This is a genomic window from Sphingobacterium sp. GVS05A (assembly GCF_019969845.1).
Taxonomy (GTDB): domain Bacteria; phylum Bacteroidota; class Bacteroidia; order Sphingobacteriales; family Sphingobacteriaceae; genus Sphingobacterium.
In genome coordinates, this window is record NZ_JAHXYR010000002.1 from 60,258 (window position 1) to 80,925 (window position 20,668).

General features: G+C 39.8%; 16 protein-coding genes. 11 read left to right on the forward strand and 5 right to left on the reverse strand.

The window, feature by feature from the left end:
• Window positions 1–12 precede the first annotated feature (12 nt).
• From LC454_RS05095 to LC454_RS05105, 3 genes are all read right to left on the reverse strand, one after another.
• Complete coding sequence (locus LC454_RS05095) at window positions 13–366, reverse strand: DoxX family protein (RefSeq protein ID WP_223580264.1); 354 nt, start codon at window positions 364–366, stop codon at window positions 13–15.
• A gap of 107 nt (window positions 367–473) precedes the next feature.
• Complete coding sequence (locus LC454_RS05100; protein ID WP_223580265.1) at window positions 474–1,229, reverse strand: type 1 glutamine amidotransferase domain-containing protein; 756 nt, start codon at window positions 1,227–1,229, stop codon at window positions 474–476.
• Window positions 1,230–1,294: 65 nt separating this feature from the next.
• On the reverse strand, window positions 1,295–2,050 hold the full coding sequence (locus tag LC454_RS05105; RefSeq protein ID WP_223580267.1) for an SDR family oxidoreductase: 756 nt from the start codon (window positions 2,048–2,050) through the stop codon (window positions 1,295–1,297).
• Window positions 2,051–2,692: 642 nt separating this feature from the next.
• Here LC454_RS05105 and LC454_RS05110 point away from each other — a divergent pair.
• Window positions 2,693–2,866 carry a hypothetical protein gene (locus LC454_RS05110; RefSeq protein WP_223580269.1) on the forward strand — a complete coding sequence of 58 codons (174 nt, stop codon included), beginning with the start codon at window positions 2,693–2,695 and terminating at the stop codon, window positions 2,864–2,866.
• A gap of 80 nt (window positions 2,867–2,946) precedes the next feature.
• Here LC454_RS05110 and LC454_RS05115 read toward each other — a convergent pair whose 3' ends face one another.
• Window positions 2,947–3,333, reverse strand: coding sequence for a helix-turn-helix domain-containing protein (locus tag LC454_RS05115; protein ID WP_223580271.1), 387 nt, complete (start codon window positions 3,331–3,333; stop codon window positions 2,947–2,949).
• 358 nt (window positions 3,334–3,691) lie between these two features.
• Between LC454_RS05115 and LC454_RS05120 the strand changes: the two genes are divergently transcribed.
• The 8 genes from LC454_RS05120 to LC454_RS05155 all read left to right on the forward strand — a co-directional run bounded on the left by LC454_RS05120 (window position 3,692) and on the right by LC454_RS05155 (window position 17,707).
• A complete protein-coding gene (locus LC454_RS05120) occupies window positions 3,692–5,092 on the forward strand; it encodes a LuxR family transcriptional regulator (RefSeq protein WP_223580272.1) in 1,401 nt (466 codons plus the stop codon).
• A gap of 324 nt (window positions 5,093–5,416) precedes the next feature.
• A complete protein-coding gene (locus LC454_RS05125) occupies window positions 5,417–5,575 on the forward strand; it encodes a hypothetical protein (protein WP_223580274.1) in 159 nt (52 codons plus the stop codon).
• A 37-nt stretch (window positions 5,576–5,612) separates the two neighbouring features.
• Window positions 5,613–7,268, forward strand: coding sequence for a hypothetical protein (locus LC454_RS05130; protein ID WP_223580276.1), 1,656 nt, complete (start codon window positions 5,613–5,615; stop codon window positions 7,266–7,268).
• A gap of 377 nt (window positions 7,269–7,645) precedes the next feature.
• Window positions 7,646–8,266, forward strand: a complete 621-nt coding sequence (locus tag LC454_RS05135) for an RNA polymerase sigma-70 factor (RefSeq protein WP_223580277.1) — start codon at window positions 7,646–7,648, stop codon at window positions 8,264–8,266.
• A 74-nt stretch (window positions 8,267–8,340) separates the two neighbouring features.
• Entirely contained in the window at window positions 8,341–9,501 is a 1,161-nt protein-coding gene (locus tag LC454_RS05140; RefSeq protein ID WP_223580278.1) for a FecR family protein, read from the forward strand.
• Between the two features lie 115 nt (window positions 9,502–9,616).
• Window positions 9,617–13,003, forward strand: a complete 3,387-nt coding sequence (locus LC454_RS05145) for a TonB-dependent receptor (RefSeq protein ID WP_223580279.1) — start codon at window positions 9,617–9,619, stop codon at window positions 13,001–13,003.
• Window positions 13,004–13,022: 19 nt separating this feature from the next.
• Window positions 13,023–14,612 carry a RagB/SusD family nutrient uptake outer membrane protein gene (locus tag LC454_RS05150; protein WP_223580280.1) on the forward strand — a complete coding sequence of 530 codons (1,590 nt, stop codon included), beginning with the start codon at window positions 13,023–13,025 and terminating at the stop codon, window positions 14,610–14,612.
• Between the two features lie 248 nt (window positions 14,613–14,860).
• Window positions 14,861–17,707 carry a glycoside hydrolase family 2 TIM barrel-domain containing protein gene (locus LC454_RS05155; protein WP_223580281.1) on the forward strand — a complete coding sequence of 949 codons (2,847 nt, stop codon included), beginning with the start codon at window positions 14,861–14,863 and terminating at the stop codon, window positions 17,705–17,707.
• 64 nt (window positions 17,708–17,771) lie between these two features.
• Here the strand turns inward: LC454_RS05155 and LC454_RS05160 are convergent, their stop codons facing one another.
• Complete coding sequence (locus LC454_RS05160) at window positions 17,772–19,322, reverse strand: discoidin domain-containing protein (RefSeq protein ID WP_223580282.1); 1,551 nt, start codon at window positions 19,320–19,322, stop codon at window positions 17,772–17,774.
• Between the two features lie 519 nt (window positions 19,323–19,841).
• Here LC454_RS05160 and LC454_RS05165 point away from each other — a divergent pair.
• Both LC454_RS05165 and LC454_RS05170 read left to right on the forward strand, forming a co-directional pair.
• Window positions 19,842–20,177, forward strand: a complete 336-nt coding sequence (locus tag LC454_RS05165; protein ID WP_223580283.1) for a hypothetical protein — start codon at window positions 19,842–19,844, stop codon at window positions 20,175–20,177.
• 179 nt (window positions 20,178–20,356) lie between these two features.
• Window positions 20,357–20,623 carry a hypothetical protein gene (locus tag LC454_RS05170; RefSeq protein WP_223580284.1) on the forward strand — a complete coding sequence of 89 codons (267 nt, stop codon included), beginning with the start codon at window positions 20,357–20,359 and terminating at the stop codon, window positions 20,621–20,623.
• Window positions 20,624–20,668 lie beyond the last annotated feature (45 nt).

Genomic DNA, 20,668 nt, shown 5'->3' on the forward strand with positions numbered 1-20,668 from the left:
TCTAAAGCGAAATTAAACGGCTGATTTTAAAGGATGCTGCAAATAGATAATAATAAGATTCAATAATAGAAATGGAATTTCAATCGCCATTTCTTTCAAATCTTTGTCCAATAAATGGAAGCAAATAATCAATAAAATCCCCGCTGACATCAAAAAATTGCCCCATATAAAGGTTTTTGGAAATAGAATCAGTAGCGAGGCAACTATAGTAATAAGACCATTTACAGTTAAGCCGGTTTTGGTAAAGCCCCATTTCCCAAACATTTCCATCATTTCGGGCTTGCCCGAAAACATGGCATAGCCTTGTTTAAAGCCCATAAATACCGCTACAAGGATTAAAATCGAATTGATAATTTTTGGAAACATATAGTATGTATTAGATGTAAAATATACCTTTTCTCCAGTTATGGCAATATGTCACATTACCATTTTACAATAGATAGGGTCTTAGCACATAGAAGAAGTATGCTGAATTATTCAGAAAGTGCTTCAATTACGAGCTGTGACGCAAGATAACTGCTATGTTGCTGTTGAGCGGTAATTAATCTCCCATCCCTTATGGCAAAAGGTTCCAATGGTCCCGCCACCTCAAAGTTGGTATTTGGATTTTTACGTGCTTCGGTTTCAATAGTATAGTCATTGACGGTCATTCCAAACATTTGGTTAATAATATCTTCCTCACTATCTGCAAATCCGGTCCATGTCTTACCGTCTGCTAGAAATTTTCCGTCTTTTAATTTAGTCCATAAAAGCAAAGAAGTACCATGGCAAATCAAACAGATCACTTTTCCTGCTTCATGAAAATCCGCAATAAGTTGATGCAACGCTATATCATCTTTAAAGGTGATCAACGGGGCACCTCCACCCGCCACACAAATTGCATCATAATCATTTACATCAATTTCAGTTATGGCCTTAGTATTTTGCAGCCATTTACTAAATTCCTTGTGATGTACAAAACCAATACTAATCAGATCATTCGGATAAGCCCCTTCGGGATTTTCAGGATTGCTATGGGAATCAAACTTCACTTCCCCGCCTTTAGGTGATGCAACATCAACATCATAACCCGCAATAATAAAATCATAGAAAGGCCTGGTCATTTCCTCTGCAAAGAATCCAACCTCTATCCCATGAAGGCTAGTTGCATTGGAAACAAGACATAATACCTTCTTTTTTTTATAAACATGTCGCCCATGCTTTTTGATTACGTTATCCTGATTAGCCATAATTTTTAATTTTTAGTAAGAAGACAATGCGCACACTTCTGTATCACATCGTCTTCTTTATTTAGTTATCGAGTAGTATATCCACCATTTGCAAAAATGGTCTGTCCGGTAATCCACCAACCATCGGTTACGAGAAATTCCACTAATGGAGCAATATCTTTAATATCTGTCAGTCCACCCAGCGCCGAAGCTGATTTATGATAAGCAACAGCATCATCTGTTTCCTGACCATAGAAAAAAGGAGTGTCCATCGGTCCCGGAGCAACAGCTGTTACTGAAATACCCCGACCTCCAAATTCTTTGGAAGCCGCTCGAGTAAAGTGCTCTACTGGGGCTTTAGCTCCTGCATAAGTAGAATAATACCCAGTAAATGCTGCAAGCAAGGATGTTACAATTGTATTGATCTTTCCATTGTCATTTATTCTCTTACCTGCTTCCTGTATGAAAAAATATGCCACTTTGGAATTAATTTCGCTCATGCTATCATATTCTTCCTCAGTCGTTTCGGCAAAAGGTTTTTTCAAAACCTTTCCAACTGTATTGATAGCGATATCGACACCTCCAAATCTCTCGATTGCTGCATCAAAAAGCTTAACGATATTCTTTACATCGGTGAGATCTGCTTGAAATAAAAATGCTTCCCCCCCTATGCTATTAATCTCAGCCAAAGTCTTTTCGGCTTCCACTTTTGTACTTTCGCTATTGTAATGAACTACCACTTTTGCACCTTTTGTTGCAAAATCACGGCTTAGTAATCCACCTAAGTTTTTTGCACCTCCCGCAATTAAAACTACTTTTCCATTTAAATCGTTTCTTGTCATTTTTCTCTTTATTTTAATGTTTTAAAATTGATAGCACAAATATGTTCATCCCATGTTTACTTTTTATGGTGAACTTTTCGGAACTTTAACTGATTCTATTTTTTTGATTTCTTTCCCATTATTTTCCAAGGGCTCATTATGATCATCTGATCTTTCCTTAGCATCTATCAATCACATGGATATAACTTGCCATTTTTACGCAGATAAATATATTTTTATATTAATCTTATACCTGGATTGGAGATTGAAAAAGATTTATAGATTTGGCCATATTACTTTACTACATATTATTATTGTGCTTTTAAATTGCTGTTATAGTTCCCGGCAACTATGGTTTATAAATTTCTTGATGCATAGATTATGAAAAAATAAGAATAGCAGCAAGAGCTAATAAACGCGTTAAACATAAAAGATATCAGTACCGCTAGTTCACTACATTTTTTTATATGGCCTAAAATAGCCAACTATTAAATAATTATTCGGCCTAGGGTAGTTCTTGGGGGGTGAGTTTTTTCAATCCTAACAAAAAACTATTCAATTTTGTAGTACAATTGTGATACTTCTCAGAATCTTCACAGAGCCAACTGTCTTACTATTTGATAAGGTAGCTTAACTATTTTAATCAACATTGTTATAAAAATTATGAAAAAGAATTCTGCTAACCGCTTTTCTAAAGAAAATAAGGAATTTATTGTTCTTTCTATCTTGAAAGGAGAATTATTCCTCGAAGAAGCCATGAAAAAATATAATATTTTTGATAGAAGAACAATTATAACTTGGTTAAGAAAGCATGTAGAAGCAAATCAAAAAACTTGATTTAGCAACGTTCAGCTATTCAATATATTGCCGGAAAGGAGAACTGTAGCAATAGGAAGTATTTATTTTATGGCAAATTTTTAGAACTTTTCGTTTTTTAGATCACTGCGATATTCTCCGGGAGTTTTTCCGACAAATTTTTTAAAGAACTTAGAAAAATTGGAGGGGTCGTAGGTCAGCAAACGTGCAATTGCAGCTATAGGTTTGGTAGATGATGAAAGTAATTCCTTTGCCGCGTCTATAATTTTTAGGTCATAAAAATGACAAGGATGGTTTCCTGTTTCCTTTTGTATGGTATCAGTCAAATGAGTATGGGAAACAAAAAGTGCGCTTGCAATCTCGTTAATTTCCATAAACTCTATGACTCTGCCCGACACAACATCATCAATATGTTGGTTCAAAAACTCGAAATATCGCTCTGCAATTTCCGTTCCTCTATTGACTTGTTCTTGTTGTTTTTGTTTCATCTGATTAAAAAAAACTAAAATAATGATCTGAAGAGGAATATGGGCTTAAGGCCTCTTATTATTGCACCAATTTACAAAAATATAACTACTAGTGATAATTTGATATGATAAGACGACTTTATAAATATTGAACGTCATTAGCTCTATTTGTTATCCGATTATACACTGCAGATGAAAAAGATCATCTAATAGCTGAGAATACCGTTGAAATAAGTATTATAAATTTAAGGATATCTATCTAACAATTATGTTAAACAGTACTTTAAGGAGTAATTTTAAACTTCTATCATTATTTATCTGTGTATTCATATTTTCTTGCACTCGCAAACAAGATAACAAATTCACGAGTGATATACTGTTGCAACAGGCAGACAACTTACTTGAAAGCAATTCTCTTAAATCATTGGAGTATGCCCAAAAAGCTAATTTTATTACTGAAAAGTCGAATGATTCAAAAAGGAAAGCGGAAACTTATTATTACATCGCCTTTACGTTAAACATTCTGGAAGAATATGAAAAGTCACTACCATTTATTGAAAAAGGACTAAAGGAACATGCCACGAAAGTAAGTCCCCCCCTAAAAGCCCGTTTCTTATCTCTAAAAGGCTATCATTACTCACGACTCCATCTCTACAAACAGCAGGCGAAGCAACACCAAGAAGTGATAGATCTAACAATGTCAAGGAAGGATCCGGAATCAGTAATGACAGCGTCATTGAGTCTGTCTTCGCTAGGACTTTCGTACACCATAGTCAATGATTACACCAATGCCCACCATTTCATAGATATTGCCCTAAAACACGCAAAAACAGTCCCTGATACGGTATATCATAAACTTAAAAAGATTTACAAAGTAAAGGCAAATTTATTCTATTACAAGGCGATGACTCACATCGAACAGTTAAGGGCTAAAGAAGCACTTCCTTTTATCCAACAAGCCTATCAACAAGCTATAGTAGACAATAAGCCTCTCACTCTTTTCCATGAACTATACGCCGATTACTATATGCAGATAGGAAAAACGGAAGAAGCCATTGAATTTTATTTACTTGCTATAGCTGACAAGAAAAAAAGAACCTGGAACAGATCTACCTCTGCAGACTTATATCTAAAAATATCCAAAAGTTATAATAAGATCAATCAGTACAAAGAGGGAGAAAAATTCCTTCGGTTATCTGCCGCAGAAAGATTGATTGACGAGAATAAAAACAGAAAAAGGGTGCAAGCTATATTAGATAATATCGAAAATCACGATATAATAATAAAAAATAGAGATAACCAACTAAAAATAATCCTCTGTATAGCTTTGTTGATCACCTTACTGTTGTTTATCTGGAAATATAGGGAATATAAACAAAAAAAGAAAAAGATCTTGTTTGCACAAAAAATAGAAATTGAGCAAAACAAACAACTTATAGAAACTCTTGAACTTAAGGTAAATGAATCATTTTCAGAGCTTATTGAATTAGCTAAAAAAAATTCACCAACATTTTGGGCTCGCTTTCAAGAGGTCCATCCGAAATTCTTAAAAAGAATGCTGTGCATCGATGCAAATTTCAAATCCTCTGAATTAATCCTATGTGCTTATATCTATCTGGGGTTTTCAACAAAAGAAATTGCAGATTATACTTTCAAAGCAACCAAAACAATTGAAAACAATCGTTATAACCTGCGAAAAAAGCTGGGACTTGCACCGGAGGAAGACCTTATCCTTTGGCTCCGCAACCGTGTAGACGACAATCCTCCAACGGAAGGTTAAGAGATCCCCCTAAAAAATCAACTCCAGATCTGTTCAGAGTTATTTATCATCATAAAATATTAAAATATTTTCGATAATAAACAATAAACAGCAGGCTCCCCGAGCGCAACCCAACACCTTGAATTAAAATTAAAGCGCTCAACAACAACAACTTAACAAAACAAGAGTAGTCCTTGGGGGGAGTGATTTTTCATTTCTATTTCATAAAATATTCATGTTTGTATCGGATTTCCAAGGACTTGCCCTGCTCCCGGAAAAGCTCGGCCATGTATTAAAATCCAACGACTAATCATTAACAATGATTTAAAACTTAAATAATTCAAAATGAAAACAGAAAAGAGAACTTATGAAGCACCTGCTATCAGCGTGCTTACAATCGAACTGGAGCAAGGGATTGCTGCTGGTTCAGGAACAGGCACCCCTAACCCTGGTGTAGGCGATTGGGGCGATGGTTCGGATGGTAGTGGTAATGGAGATTTATAAAATTAAGCTATTAAAAAACTACAAAATTAAAATTTTTATGAGAGTATTATATAAAAAGCAAATAAATTGGACCATTGCCTCTCTTGCATTATTGCTGGTGGGAAGTGGTACCTTTTCAAGTTGTTCGAAAGACAAGGAACACGTCGAAGAAACAGCTAAAGTCGAGGGGACAAAATTAATGTTGAACGTGTCGGGTATTGTTGAGAGTCAACCTATATCAACAAAGGGTTCGCAAGCAAAAGTAGCTGCGTCAAACTCAGGGAACAACAAAGTATTGGAATTTCCAGAATTTGATGCTGTCCTACAGACCGATAATAACATACCATTTAAGGCGGCACAATCTTTAACTAAAGCAGCTTCAACTAGCGGTAGCTCAACTAGAGCTGCTGCTATAGAAAATGGGGTAAAATATCGTCTATACTTGTTTTCACAAGATGGAACTCAATTGATTTCTTCGGAGCAGTTTATTGCCGGAACTCAGGGAACTATTGATGTGACACAAGGAACAACGTATAAATGGGTGGCACTTTCGTACAATACAACAGATGATGTCCCTGCGATTACTCCTACCAATACTAAAATCAGCCTTCCCGGCGGAAAAGATATCTTATATACATCGGGTGAGGTATCAGTTCCAACTGGTGGCAGTAGCGTCAATGTGCCTATCAATATCATGTTCAACCACAAATTTGCCAGACTTGGTATAGAATTAAATACCCAAGGGATGTTTGCAAATATGACCGGAGCAAAGGTCGCAGTAGCCGGAATCAAAACGGCATCGATTGATGTCGCCAATGGCGCCTTAAGTGATCTTGTCGCCGCCGACCACGAAATCCCATTTGTCGACTTTAAGGACATTAATGCTCTCTATCAAGATGCTAAAATCGCCTATACGTACACAGCGGATCCAGCGGCAGTAACAGGCGGGATCAAAGTGAATGTCTCCAATCTAGCATTAAAGATTGATGACAACTCCACCCGTCAATTTTCAGCGACTCCTGTCAACTTTGCATTCAACATCACTCCGGTATTAGGAAACAGTCACCGTTTGCTGGTCAACCTGATAGAATCTCCATTGACAGTGGAAGGAACCAGATGGGCTAGACAAAATATTTATTACCAAGCCGGACACAACCCTTATCGTTTTCACCATACGTATGCGCACTCCAATGCCAGAAATACATACTTTTCATTTAAAGGCCTTGTTCCGGATCAATTTGGCGTAAATAGTGATCCTTGTGCTCAGGTGTATCCTACTGGCGTATGGCGCCAGGCGAGTGAAAGCGATTTCAGAAAGCTCACTGGACTATTAGGAATTGGCGGTAAGCAAACGACTTACGGGTCAGTTAATAACCGTGGTTATTTTGAATATGATGCAAGTGGAACGGCCGCTCCTTATCCAAGCAACAAGCTTCATTTTAACTTTAACGGTGGCAGTGACTCATTCGCTTTTGTCAATGGTATATTACAGATCAACTTGGCCAATTATGGTAACCGTGCCGAATTATGGACAGGTACATCGGGAATAAACCTTGGCGGGCTTTTTGGTTTTGGCGCATGGTATTATCATGCAGATAGAGGTGCTTTCAATATTCACAATGACGATCTTACAGCTAGCTTGCTCAATGTGTCAGTAATTGGCGTGGATTTAGTAGAAACCCAGCTGAAAAACGTCCGTTGTGTAAGAAATTAATTTGTGCGTTCTTTTTAATGGATAATAAAGTTATCTAGCGGGGAGGCGTTCCTTACAGATAACGGTAAAAAGCGACCTATTTAATAGGTTGCTTTTTATTATCTATTGGCTTTTAAATGCTCTTAGTGACCTCTTCCTAAAGATTTTCACTTATTAATACAAACCAGTGTTTGACAATATTATAAAATCAATTAAGACTGCTAATCCCACTAATTGGCTTTGCTAATACAAAAACCTATCTGATCTGGGCACAACATATGAGCGCGACAGCCAGTTAATTTGCCCAGCCAGCAAAATGCTCACGTCAGATCGCCTTCCAGTTATCAACAAGAGCCTTAATACCAGTCCAGAAAAAAACTAATAACCATTCAAATGCTATGGAAATTATTCATAATGTTTATTTATCAGATTTAGAAAAGAAGGATATTCAACAGCATGAAAACACCATACTGGTCGGAGCGCTTTGTGGCGGGTCAAAGATTGCTTTTGAAAAGCTGTACAACCGCTTTTGGGATAGATTGTATCTCGCTGCGTACAATATAATTCGGGACAAACAAGTGTGTGAAGATATCGTCCAGGAGATATTCTGCCAACTTTGGATGCGACGGTCGTCCCTAGCGATCCAAAATTTAGAAGCATATTTATTTACAGCTGTACGCTTTCAGGTTTTCCGCTGCATTAACGATAAAAAGTGTAGAAACAGTTTTGTCATGGAACTGACTACCCTACCGGCCGATTTTTTCAATTCACAAAGAGATAATAAAGAAATCGAAGAGGCGCTAAAAAGTGGCATCGAGAGACTACCTGAAAAATGTGGTGAAATATTTCACTTAAGCCGACAGGAACATCTGAGTAACAAAGAAATAGCACTGCGGCTCAACATTTCTATAAAAACCGTTGAAAACCAAATAACGATCGCCATCAAAAAAATGAGAAAATACCTATCTCCCTGGACATTGCCAATGCTATTGTTGGCAACGCTCGAGCTTTTTAGATAATTCACTACAAACAAAAAAAGCATCAGCTCTTAGGGGTTGGTGCTTTTTTTTTGCACATACAATATAATACAGATATGAAAAAGAGCAAGACCATACAGAGCATCATTAAAAAATACCTGAAAAACAAAACGAGCAAGCAAGAAGATGAACAACTCTTTTCATTTTACGAGCATATCGCATCCCAGAGAGAAGATTGGGATGAATCCCTACATGGTAATAAAAAAATACGAGCATATATGTTATGGAAAAAGATCGATACAAGAACTGCCGATGATCAAAAAACACATAAGCCATTTCGGTTTCTTCTCAGACCGTTGATGGCTACGGCCACTGTGGCTGTTGTTATTTTGGGGGTCTGCTCCTTGGTATTCTATCAAACCAGAACAAACGAAAAAGAACCACAGAATTTGGTTATTAGACCGGGATCAGACAAGGCTAAACTTCGGCTTGCCGATGGTCGGACCATATATCTTGATAGCACCACCTCAGAAAATATAGCGCATGCTACCGCGGGGGCAGTTCAAATATCAGAAATGGGAGTATTGGACTATAGCAACTTGAAAGGGCCAAAGCAAGGGCTGGGAACCAATACGATCACCGTTCCCAGGGGCGGACAATTTCGTCTGTTGCTTTCTGACGGAACTAAGATATCGCTCAACGCATCTTCTTCGCTAACCTTTCCGACAAACTTTTCTGGTAGCGAAAGACGGGTGAAACTAGAAGGAGAAGCATACTTTGAAGTGGCTAAAAAAATAATTAAAGGTACAAAAACAGAAAGAGTTCCCTTTATTGTTGAAACGGACAGACAGCAATTGCTCGTACTGGGAACAACCTTTAATATTAATGCATACCCAGATGAAAAAAACGTAAAAACTACACTGATAGAGGGCAGTGTACAGGTATCTCCGAGCGAACAGGCTTCTCCAAAAATATTAAAACCGGGACAACAGAGCGTACTCAATGGTAAAAATTTAAGTATACATCAGATAGATGTCTCGCAGGCTGTTGCCTGGAAACAGGGTGATTTCACATTTGATGAAATGCCTTTAGAAGAAATTATGCGGCAGATATCACGCTGGTATGATGTGGAGGTTAGCTACGAAGACAATATGGGCAAAATAAAGTTTGGAGGGTCGATCTCCCGCTCAAAAGACATCAAGGAGGTATTGGAGGTACTCAAGTTAACCGGAATTCATTTCAACCTAAAAGGAAGGAGGATTATGGTTACACGCTAGACAAAAAACAACCTATAAGTCATCCACATTGTAAATTGGAATTGTCTCCTATTGCTTTATACAAACTGGATGTAGCCAGATTAATTTCAATTGATTTAACCCTAAATATAAAAAGATGTTAAAAAATTCCAAGGGAGACTGTTCTCCCCACCCCAATGTCAAATACCTTTATGAGCTAATAAGCGAGGCATATGGATCTATTTTAAAAAAAGGCTTTATAAAGTTATGCCTAACCAGTATCCTGTTAACAATTGCCTTCTTCCAGTCTTCATTGGCCGTAAATGGTCAACAAGTAACCCTTAATAAGAAAAATGCCACACTACTGACTATATTCAACACGATCAAACAACAGACTGGCTATGATTTTGTCTACAAAAATGACGTATTGGAGAAAAGTAAACCAGTAGACCTCACTGTAAGTAATGTAACACTGATAAAAGCTCTTGACCTGTGTTTTGCTGATCAGCCCATTACTTATACAATAAAGAATAAAACCATCATCGTCCAAATGAAAGAAAGTATTGTTCCAGCCTATAAAATACAGGAACTTATAATCTCAGGAACTGTCCGTGATTCTTCAAAAGTATTGGCTGGGGTCAGTATCGTGTTAAAAGGGAATACTGGAATTGGAACAACGACCGATGCAAATGGAAAATTTCAACTGAAAATACCTCACGATGGTATTCTTGTCTTTCGTTATATAGGCTATAAACCTCAGGAGATAGCAACCAGTGGAAAACATGCGATCAATGTCACCATGCAATCGGACGAGGCGAATCTTCAGGAAGTGGTTATCGTCGGATTTGGCCAGCAGCGCAAAGAAAACCTTACCGGCTCCGTATCGACAGTTGGGCCAAAAGAACTTACCAACCGTCCTGTGAGTAGTGTGGGGAACGCGCTGCAAGGAACAATGGCTGGAGTCACCGTTACAGCGGCTAGCTCCGGGCAGCCCGGCCGTGATGCGGCTACGATTCGGGTAAGAGGTATCGGCACGATCAACAACGCCAGTGCCATGGTGGTGGTAGACGGTATGGTCTCCTCCATGAACAATGTCAATCCGGATGATATAGAAAGCATATCTGTGCTGAAAGATGCGGCCTCTGCTGCTATCTACGGCTCCCGTGCAGCTAATGGGGTTATCTTGATCACGACCAAGAAAGGCAAGGCAGGAAAAACTCAACTTACTTATAACAACTACCTTGGCAAACAAAGCGCCACAGGTTTATTTGATTTTCTCCCCTCCTGGCAGGCAGCTGACCTCTATAATCAGGCCCTCAGCAATGAAGGCCGTCAACCGCGGTATACACAAGAAGAGATCGATAAGTTCCGTGACGGTTCCGACCCTTACAATTATCCGAACACCGATTGGTTGGATCTCGCCTATAAAGGAAATGGTTTCCAACAGAACCATTATCTTGGCGTAAATGGTGGTAATGATAAATCAAGTTATATGATGTCACTGGGGTATTATGATCAAAATGGCCTGATAAAAAAGACCAACGCGAAAAGGTATACCTCCCGACTGAATCTTCAGACGAAGATAAATGATAAGTTAAGTGCACACGGCAACTTGGCCTACACCTTTTCACCTATGGAAGAACCCCAGTCGAGCATGTCCGGTGTTCCGGGCTTTACCCAAGTTATCCGTCAGATTAACCGGATTGCTCCGATGATTGCTTATAAATATGAGAACGGGGAATATGGAAGTATCAGTGACGGAAATCCCATGGCCTGGCTCGAATCCCCCTCTTTCAACCGTGAAAATTATTATGATTTTGTAGGAAATGTCGGCGCCGATTGGGAAATCATAAAAGGACTCCATTTTAAACCTACTTTGGGATTTGTTACATCTACCGCCCAGAACAAAACATTTATCGCCGACATCCAATATTATAATGCTGCAGGCGATAAAGCTTTTTATCAGGGACCAAACAAACTCACTGATAAAAATACGACCTTCCGCCGGACCACCTTACAGGGGCTGTTGGACTACACCAGGAACTTTGGCAACCATAATTTCAAGCTACTTGGCGGTTATTTTCAGGAGCTTACCCAATATACTGAAAATAGTGCTTATAGGCAGGGATTTCTCAATAATGAGCTGAGTGAAATAAACCTGGGATCAACAGATGGGCAGGTAGCTACCGGCTACGGTTATGAAATGGGACTACGATCATACTTCGGCCGGTTGAATTATGATTATGAAGGAAAATACCTTTTTGAGGCCAACATACGCTATGATGCGACTTCCCGCTTTGCTCCCGACAATCGATGGGGTGCCTTCCCTTCATTCTCCGCTGGTTGGAACCTGAGTAAAGAAGAATTTTTTAAACCTTTAAAAGAAATCATACCAGCGCTCAAGGTCCGCGGATCCTGGGGTAAACTGGGTAATCAGGAGGTACTGAGCTACTATCCTTATATTACCACAATCAGTGCTGGGCAGAACTATACTTTTGGGGGGACCTCCTCTACCATCGCAGCGGGTGTGGCACCTACCAATGGAGCCAACAAAGATATACAATGGGAAAGTACCACTACTTATGGAGCCGGGATCGATGCATCGTTTCTACAGAACAAATTAGACCTGACCATCGATTGGTTTAACCGAAAAACCAATGATATGTTACTGGCCGTGCCGGTGAGCGCCGTCTACGGGCTTACCGCCCCCATCCAGAATGCAGGAGCTGTAGAAAACAAGGGCTGGGAGTTTGTGCTTTCCTATAAAGATCGGAAAGGCGATTTTTCATACAACGGATCGTTTAATATTTCCTTTATTAATAACAAGGTTACCGATCTTCATGGAACTGGCCCACACCTAACAAACACGACCTTCCGGGATGTAGGCTACCCCATCAATTCGCTTTATGGCTTTATAGCCGAGGGGATTTTCCAGTCACAAGAAGAGGTCAAAAACCACGCTTTACAAAGCAACCGTACGGCCCCCGGAGACCTGAAATACAAGGATCTGGATGGCAACAATGTGATCGACAGCGATGATAAGCAGTATCTGGGCAACTTTTATCCGAAAACCACTTTTGGGCTAACCTTGGGCGGATCGTATAAAAATTTCGACCTGACCCTCTTCTTCCAGGGAGCTGCCAGCGTAAAAACTTATCTGGAAGGGAAACTTGGGGCAGTAAGCGAGGGCTCTACGAAACCTACTTCAGCGTTATTAGACTCCTGGACGCCTGATAATCCCGGAGCTTCGCTTCCACGAATTTTATACTCCCAGATACAGAACAGTGCGATAGACAACCCGTCTTCCTTCTGGGTGAAAGATGGATCCTACATACGGTTAAAGAATCTCCAGGTGGGATATAATTTTACGAACCTGGCAAAAAAACTGGGTGTTAGCCGGGCACGCATCTATTATAGCGGCCAGAACATACTGACCTTCAGCGGACTTTACGACTGGATCGACCCGGAGGCATCCTATAGCAGTGGCATATATTACTATCCGCAGGTGAAACTCCACACCATAGGTTTGAACGTAACTTTTTAATATCCAAAGCGTAATCAACATGAAAAAACACACATATCTCTTATTTTTTTTCCTTGTCGGTTTGCTTCCGGCATGCCAGAAGGACCTTCTAGACAAAAATCCCAAAGATGCCTACAGCAACTCTTCCCTATGGTCTTCCGAAGCTGATGCCCAGGCAGCCCTGAACGGTGTATACAGCAGTTGGGATGATAATTACCAGATCCTCTATATGGATGCCATTTCGGACAACGCATACAGCCAGTATTACTGGGAAGGCTATACCAGCTTGGGAAACGGCAGCGCCAGCCCTTCCGACACCTGGGTAACCGACCGATGGAGCCCTGCTTATTCGGCTGTCCTGAAATGCAACTGGTTTCTGGAAAATGTAGACCAGACCCCGATGGATGAGGCAAAGAAAACACAGATGAAAGCAGAAGCCCGTTTCCTCCGTGCGTATCAATATTACACCTTGACGCAGCTTTATGGCGATGTCCCTTTAGCTACCAAAATGCTCAGTCAGGACGAGGCCAATACCATTAACAGAACCCCCGTTACCGAGGTACAGCAGTTTGTGCTGGATGAACTCGGGGCTATAGCACCGGAACTGCCGGTAAGCTATTCGGGCAATGAGGTGGGAAAGATCACCCGGGGTGCTGCGCTGTCCCTAAAAGCCCGTCTGGAGTTATATACTGCACGGTACGCTGACTGCATTACGACAAGCGAGCAGATTATGGCGTTGGGATATTCACTCTTTTCTTCCTACGCTGATCTCTTTCGTATACAGAATGAAAACAATCGTGAAGTTATTCTGGACATTCAGTACCGGGCAAATGACCATCCCAATTCAAACCTGGGCGTCATGCCCTCTTCAACCTTCGGTGGATGGGGCTCGCTATGCCCCACTCAGGCTTTAGTAGATTCTTATGAAATGAGTAATGGAAAGACCATTGCTGAACTCAATTCAGGCTATGATGAAAAGGAACCCTATAAAAATCGGGATCCCCGTTTAAGTGCGTCGATTGCCTTTCCGGGACAGCTTTATGAGGGAAAATATTATAACCCGATAGAGAGCAATTCGGGCGATTACTACAATGGTGGAAATAATTCCAAAACTGGATACCTATACAAAAAATTCACTTCCGATTTATCTGACTATGATGATATATGGAATACAGGCTTGAACATGATTGTCATCCGTTATGCAGAAGTGCTGCTGACCTATGCCGAGGCCAAAATCGAAACCGGAGCCATAGACAACAGTGTATATGATGCAATTGATGCGGTCAGGCAACGGGCCGGAATGCCTAAAGTGAACCGGTCTGTCTATGCCGGTCAAACAGCCATGCGCGAACTGGTAAGAAGAGAACGAAGAGTAGAATTTGCTTTGGAAGGTTTGCGATGGTTTGACATTAAACGCTGGAAAATAGGACCGCAGGTACGCGAAGGAAAAGTATATGGTACTCGTCTGGGAAAAGTCGATCCAAAAACAGGAGCTTTGACCCTTTCAGGTGATCATGTCGAGGTAGAGTCCAGAACATTTGATGCCGGGAGGGATTATCTTTGGCCTATTCCCAGAAAGGAAACGGATGTAAACAACAACCTCGGGCAAAACCCGGGTTATCCTAATTAGTGCATCGTAGCCATCAGCTGGAGAAATTTAGCACGGATGGCTACTTTTTTTTACAAAGAAACAGACTATTTTCACAAATTATTTGTCACTAACAAAGTTATTTTCTGACTGTTTTAACAAGAACTAAAGAGAGTGTCCCCATTTTTTACATGAAAAAAATAAATTACATCTTGCTCACCTTATCATTATGGGCTATATGCTCGTTATCGTTTGCAAAGAATAAACAATCTGCAAGAACAGTCCTTGATATGAACGCCAATTGGGCGTTTTATCGGGGAGATATAGATCAGGCAATGGAGACAAATTATGATGATAGTAAATGGCAAGCAGTCAGCATACCACATGTTATGCGATTGGAGCCAAAACACAGCGGCGGTAGTGTATTCCAGGGTACAGGATGGTATCGCCGTTATTTTCACCTTTCCGGCAAGCTACAAAATAAAAGAGTCATCCTTCAATTTGAGGGAGTTCAAACGAATTGTACAGTCTTTCTTAATGGAGAAAAAATAGCTCAACATGCTGGCGGATACATAGGTTTTGTGGTTGATATAACGCCGTATATCCAATATGATAAAGATAACATACTTGCGATCCGCGTTAACAATATGGATGATGGCCTGACGCCCCCCGGCAAGCCCATGCAAAAGCTTGATTTTAATTATTATGGCGGAATCTACCGTGATGTGAAGATGATTATTACCAATAAAACTTACATTTCGGATCCAATGGAAACAGAGATCGTAGGCGGAGGTGGAGTTTTAGTGAGCTTTCCAACGGTTACGAAAGAAAAGGCAACAATTAGTTGCCGAACCCATATAGTAAACAGCAAAACTCATTCGATCTCCAAATTACGATTGGAGACAATGCTATTGGATAATACTGGAAAAATCGTCGCACGAACCAATAGTAAGGCACACATGCCTTCCGGTGATTCAACTTTTGCCCACAATCTCGAGGTTTTTAATCCGCAATTATGGTCTCCCGACCATCCGTTTCGATACAGGTTAGTATCACGGGTTTATGACAAAGATATCTTGATTGACGAGGTAAACACTTGGATAGGAATAAGGAGATTCGGCTTTCGTTCACCTGCGGGTAAAGCCGACGGTTTTTATCTAAATGGCAAAAAACTGTATCTCCGAGGAGCCAACCGGCATCAGGCGTTTCCTTATGTAGGAGATGCTGCTAGCAATTCTATGCAATATCGGGATGCTATGCTACTGAAGAAAGGAGGATTTAATGCGGTAAGAGCAGCGCACTATCCGCCATCACCAGCATTTCTGGATGCTTGTGATTCTCTCGGACTTTTGGTCATCGAATGCCAGCCAGGTTGGCAATATTTCAACGACGATAAACTATTTATCGAACGTACATATCGTGATATACGCAAAATGATCAGAAGAGACCGTAATCATCCCTCTATTTTTTTATGGGAGACATCGCTCAACGAGTCTCCAACTCCGGCATCCTGGATGATGAAGGCGGTAAAGATCGCACACGATGAGTTGCCCGGTGACCAGCTATTTACAGCAGATGATCTAAATAATAGAAGTCAGCCCTTCTATGACGTGTTTTATAAAGTAATCGATCCTGACGGAACTGACCCATTGCCCAGCAGCCCTTCATTGACGAGGGAGTGGGGTGATGCATGGTTTGCGGATGCCAGTAAAGAGAATGGATTACGTGCGTCGAGGCGCTATGGAGATAAAGGATTAATTAATCAATCTATGTTGCGGCAGAATGCACTCAATGGGGAAAAAGAAGAATCTCTCGGAGGCTATTGGGATCACGCAGGTCTAGATGCCAATCCACGTATAGGTGGATATTTTCTTTGGAGTTTCAACGATTATACACGCGGTTATGATCCTGTCACGGCATTTAGCGGAGTTGTTGATTTAGACCGATACCCAAAATTTGGCTACTATCAAATGAAAGCGATGCAGGATGCCAGGAATCCAACTTATGGCCCCATTGTGCATATAGCAACGCACAACACAAGGAAGGATCTTGATACTAATATCATCGTTTTCTCAAATTGTGACACGGTCAGGCTATTTAGAAATAACAAACTTGTGGGGGAAAAAACTAGGGAAAACAATTCGGTAACTGCACCATTTATTTATAAAAAAGGAGGCAGCCCGTATTTTCGTTTTGAATTAAAAGATTATGAGCCGGGAGAACTAAAAGCGGAGGGAATATTGGATGGAGGTATTGTTTGTACCCATCAGGTCTCGACTGCTGCATCACCACATCACCTAAAAATTGAATTCGCGGATCAGGGCATCGCCCCTTTGGCTGGAGGATCAGATATGATTCCAGTTTATATTAAAGTTTATGATGAAAAAGGAAATTTGGTAAGCTCGCCAGACCAAGCGGATGCAATTCCAGTTAAGCTTGTGGTCTCAGGAAAAGGTCGTCTGATAGGTGGAAATAATCATCATACGGGAGTTTCTCCACAATTTACCGAAGGTGGCATCGCATATGCACTTATACGTACAATGGCTGAGGCAGGTCAAGTTATTATCGAAGCAAGTAGTGATGGATTACAATCCGCAACTGCCAAAATAGAAAGTATTCCCTCTAATCAGGATCAGGTTCCTGACGGGAAACGATATATCTGGATGAGTGAACATGATAATTTTCATGCTGAAAATATAGATACCATAAAATTACCGCACAAAAGGGAAACGTTAAATCTTTCTGCAGCCTCCGTTGAGATAGATGGAATTCCAGTGGATTCACTAAAGGTCATCATCGATAGAAACCTCACTAGTTCCTGGCGAGCTGATAAGTTAAAACTCCCGATTGCAATTTCTATAGATCTCGGAGATAGCTATGATCTGGATACCTACCGTATTTATTGGGGAAAGGATAGTGATTGGTATCTTTATTCGTTGGAATCATCTACTGATGGGGCTAAATGGTCACCAATAGGCAGTCACCTATCCTCCTCGGGGCAAGATTACAGTTCCAAGAGCATAAAGCAGCTACGGGTTCGCTACATCCGCTTTTTAATCGAAGGAATTAAACCTGAAAATAGCATTGTGGCCGTGAGAGAAATTGAGTTCTCTGGCAAAAAGTCTGATTTGCTGTAGTATTTATAGCATCAACGTTGATGGTCAGAATCAGCGTTGATGCTATAAAAATTTAGTCACCGGATCAGTAAAGACCCAGTTCAGCAATTGCTGCGAACTGTTCCCCATCACGGGCATCAATAGCTTTTATTTTAAGAAACCTCAATGAAACTGGTGTCATAAAATCTAAATATTGTGGACCATTGAAATTGGGAACCTCATAATTTCCAGCCTGGTTAAAGCTTACCCCATCGATACTGTAAGAAACTTCAATATTTTTAACAGCACGTGACAATCCACTGCGATGTGTATAGCTTAATCCATGAGCAGTTTTGGTGGATCCTAAATCTATTACTAATTCATGTGGAAAAGCTGTTTCGTTGGCCGACCATCTAGAATGCCAATAGCTCGAAGAATTGCCATCGATAACATTTGTCGCCGCTCCATCTTCTTCAGCTGTTTCTTCAGAACTGAAAGTATGTACTTGCCAACCTTGCTTGCTTAGCTCTGAACGGGTACTGAAATTCATTATTGGTATATTGTTACCGAACTTATAGTTGTAAGTGAAAGTAGAAATGATCCCGTTCTCATGGACAAATCTCAGCCTTAGATCGTACAATGAGTCTCCTTTGTATTGTAAATCTGAAATTTTCATTTCAACATAAAAACTATCAACGCCAATGGTTTTTGATTCCCATGTTATCGCATTGTAATCTCCACCTCCTTCGGGATCATTGTAATATGCAATACTATTGATCTTATTTGATGCATGAAACTTACCCGAAACAACTATGGCTTCTTTTGTTGCGTCATATTTGGCGTGAATACGATCAATTTCCGCATTCGCAGCATCGTAATAAGTTTTGCTATCCTTATTGAAGATCTGGTTTGCATTCAAAATTGCAGCATCTGCAGCTGTTAAAAGGGTCCCTTCTTTTCCCAAACTATAATTGCCATATCCCATCAGGGCGGTTCCTAGTGTTGATTTATCAGAAACTTTTTCTGAATTGTGCGGGAGGTTTAACCCGTGGCCTAGTTCATGAGCTAAACCACCAAACCACCCTGTAAATTGGTTATTGCCCAAACCGATATTGGCAATATTAAAATCTTCATAATCTAGTGCATAACACCACCTCCCTGTTCCGTAAAACGGTCCGCCTGTGGCTGTACCATCTTGCCTAAATTCATATCTAGGAATAATAATAAGGGTGTGATCGCTCGTCTTATCTGAGGGGTGAGCTTCAAACCATGCATTGACCTCCTCTGCTACTGCTCCACTTCCTCCCTCGTATGGATAGGCACTTTTGGGTTTCGTACCCCTAATTGTTATGATCTTGATCAGACTATCACTATTAACGAACATCCCAAAAGTTTTATTTGTATATCCATTTCTGGTCATCTCACTTTTATAAAATTGCCTGACCCATAACATGATATCGCTTATCCGACGTTGGTAGTCGGGCAACGTATCTAAATCATTGGGAACAAAATAAACAATATTTAAGTTTCTAGTTCTATCACTACTAAAACCGTCGGGGGTATGTACTGTGTTTGGATCTACAGGGTGTAAATCTTTTTTGCATGCACTAAAAAAGGATACTGCAATTAATATAAATGGGATTATTTTTTTCATCATTTTAAATTTAATTTGGTCTATTTTCATGGATTAGACACTTTAGGGAGCCAACAATTGTTTTATTTAAATGGTCAAAAATTTAGAGGCAAATTTTATAGCACTCAAAACTTCGAATTCCCATGATCAGTCAGTATAATTGTAATTTGAAAACAATTCTCTTATTTCTTGATCTGATCAAAATATCTCTAGCTTTTTGAGTCCGATTGTATTTAATCTTTTTTATGGGTCAGACATATCCCTCCTTTCATTAAGGTTAAGCCTATTGTAATACTTCAGCATTGACAACAGAATTTTTAAAGTTTTTTGTTAAGCTTAACTGGTCTATAAACAATCATATAGTGTATGTGTAAAAAAGAGTTAGTTCCCCCCAATCGTTGCCAAAATTTTATTATAAACTGGTAAAGGTAGCTTGAGCTTATGCACGCATTCGGAAATATTAATCAATAATTCCCCTTATAAGCCGCGATTCTATTATGGCAATATTCAGGCAATTCCCTTTAAATTTCATTATTTTTGAGCATGTGGACACCGATATCAATTGACAAAATCGAACTTCTTATTTTACAGGCAGAACTGAAAATGGATTATAAAGCTTTAAACCTTTGGAATCTCATCAAAGTCACTCCTCATAAGTGGCAAGAAAAATTATTTGGAAATGAAGGTGGGGGTTTTTGGGTGGTTGCTTTATTTGGAAATCAAATAATTTATTATAATGACATCGAAGATGGCTTTAATATATCAACGTTTGAAATCTATGGCGTTATTGAGCAATATATTTGTAACCAATCTGAATTGAACGCCCCCATTAATTATTTGGTTTCACAGCTAAATCAAATCCCTGACAAAATTATTTAGGATAAGATAACGTGTTAAATAAACATATGATTCACTGATGGTAAGCCTTGGGTTGATTGGACTCACCACTAGCTATTGGCTACTCTATTTATAAGCGTTGATTGAACTCGATCCTTTCCAGCTATTCCCTTCACGTATCAAAGTCACTAGGTCAGTCTTGGTAAAGTTTTCAAACGTCATTGTCAGCAATTTCTTCAATGCACCCCTATGCTAAAGCTACCAATGAATTGTCTTTCTCCAATCAGGAAAGCTCCTTCCGAACATTGTTTGGTGTACCAAATGAAGCAAAATCATCAACGAAGAAAATCTCTCCTCTTACTGATCTAAAAAAATATATTTCACCTTATTTACAACACTTTACAAATCGCAAAGATGAACTTGTGAAGAAATACCCATCGCCCAATCATGCTTTTAATACCAAACAAAATAGGATTTTAGATGAATAGGTGATACCTTTGGTCAGACAAGAAAGACTCCACCATACGAAACTG

What these genes read in the sequence shown, in the direction of transcription:
- LC454_RS05095 (WP_223580264.1), bottom strand. Translation starts at nt 366, where the DNA reads ATGTTTCCAAAAATTATCAATTCGATTTTAATCCTTGTAGCGGTATTT.
- LC454_RS05100 (WP_223580265.1), bottom strand. Translation starts at nt 1,229, where the DNA reads ATGGCTAATCAGGATAACGTAATCAAAAAGCATGGGCGACATGTTTAT.
- LC454_RS05105 (WP_223580267.1), bottom strand. Translation starts at nt 2,050, where the DNA reads ATGACAAGAAACGATTTAAATGGAAAAGTAGTTTTAATTGCGGGAGGT.
- LC454_RS05110 (WP_223580269.1), top strand. Translation starts at nt 2,693, where the DNA reads ATGAAAAAGAATTCTGCTAACCGCTTTTCTAAAGAAAATAAGGAATTT.
- LC454_RS05115 (WP_223580271.1), bottom strand. Translation starts at nt 3,333, where the DNA reads ATGAAACAAAAACAACAAGAACAAGTCAATAGAGGAACGGAAATTGCA.
- LC454_RS05125 (WP_223580274.1), top strand. Translation starts at nt 5,417, where the DNA reads ATGAAAACAGAAAAGAGAACTTATGAAGCACCTGCTATCAGCGTGCTT.
- LC454_RS05130 (WP_223580276.1), top strand. Translation starts at nt 5,613, where the DNA reads ATGAGAGTATTATATAAAAAGCAAATAAATTGGACCATTGCCTCTCTT.
- LC454_RS05135 (WP_223580277.1), top strand. Translation starts at nt 7,646, where the DNA reads ATGGAAATTATTCATAATGTTTATTTATCAGATTTAGAAAAGAAGGAT.
- LC454_RS05140 (WP_223580278.1), top strand. Translation starts at nt 8,341, where the DNA reads ATGAAAAAGAGCAAGACCATACAGAGCATCATTAAAAAATACCTGAAA.
- LC454_RS05145 (WP_223580279.1), top strand. Translation starts at nt 9,617, where the DNA reads ATGTTAAAAAATTCCAAGGGAGACTGTTCTCCCCACCCCAATGTCAAA.
- LC454_RS05150 (WP_223580280.1), top strand. Translation starts at nt 13,023, where the DNA reads ATGAAAAAACACACATATCTCTTATTTTTTTTCCTTGTCGGTTTGCTT.
- LC454_RS05155 (WP_223580281.1), top strand. Translation starts at nt 14,861, where the DNA reads ATGAACGCCAATTGGGCGTTTTATCGGGGAGATATAGATCAGGCAATG.
- LC454_RS05160 (WP_223580282.1), bottom strand. Translation starts at nt 19,322, where the DNA reads ATGATGAAAAAAATAATCCCATTTATATTAATTGCAGTATCCTTTTTT.
- LC454_RS05165 (WP_223580283.1), top strand. Translation starts at nt 19,842, where the DNA reads ATGTGGACACCGATATCAATTGACAAAATCGAACTTCTTATTTTACAG.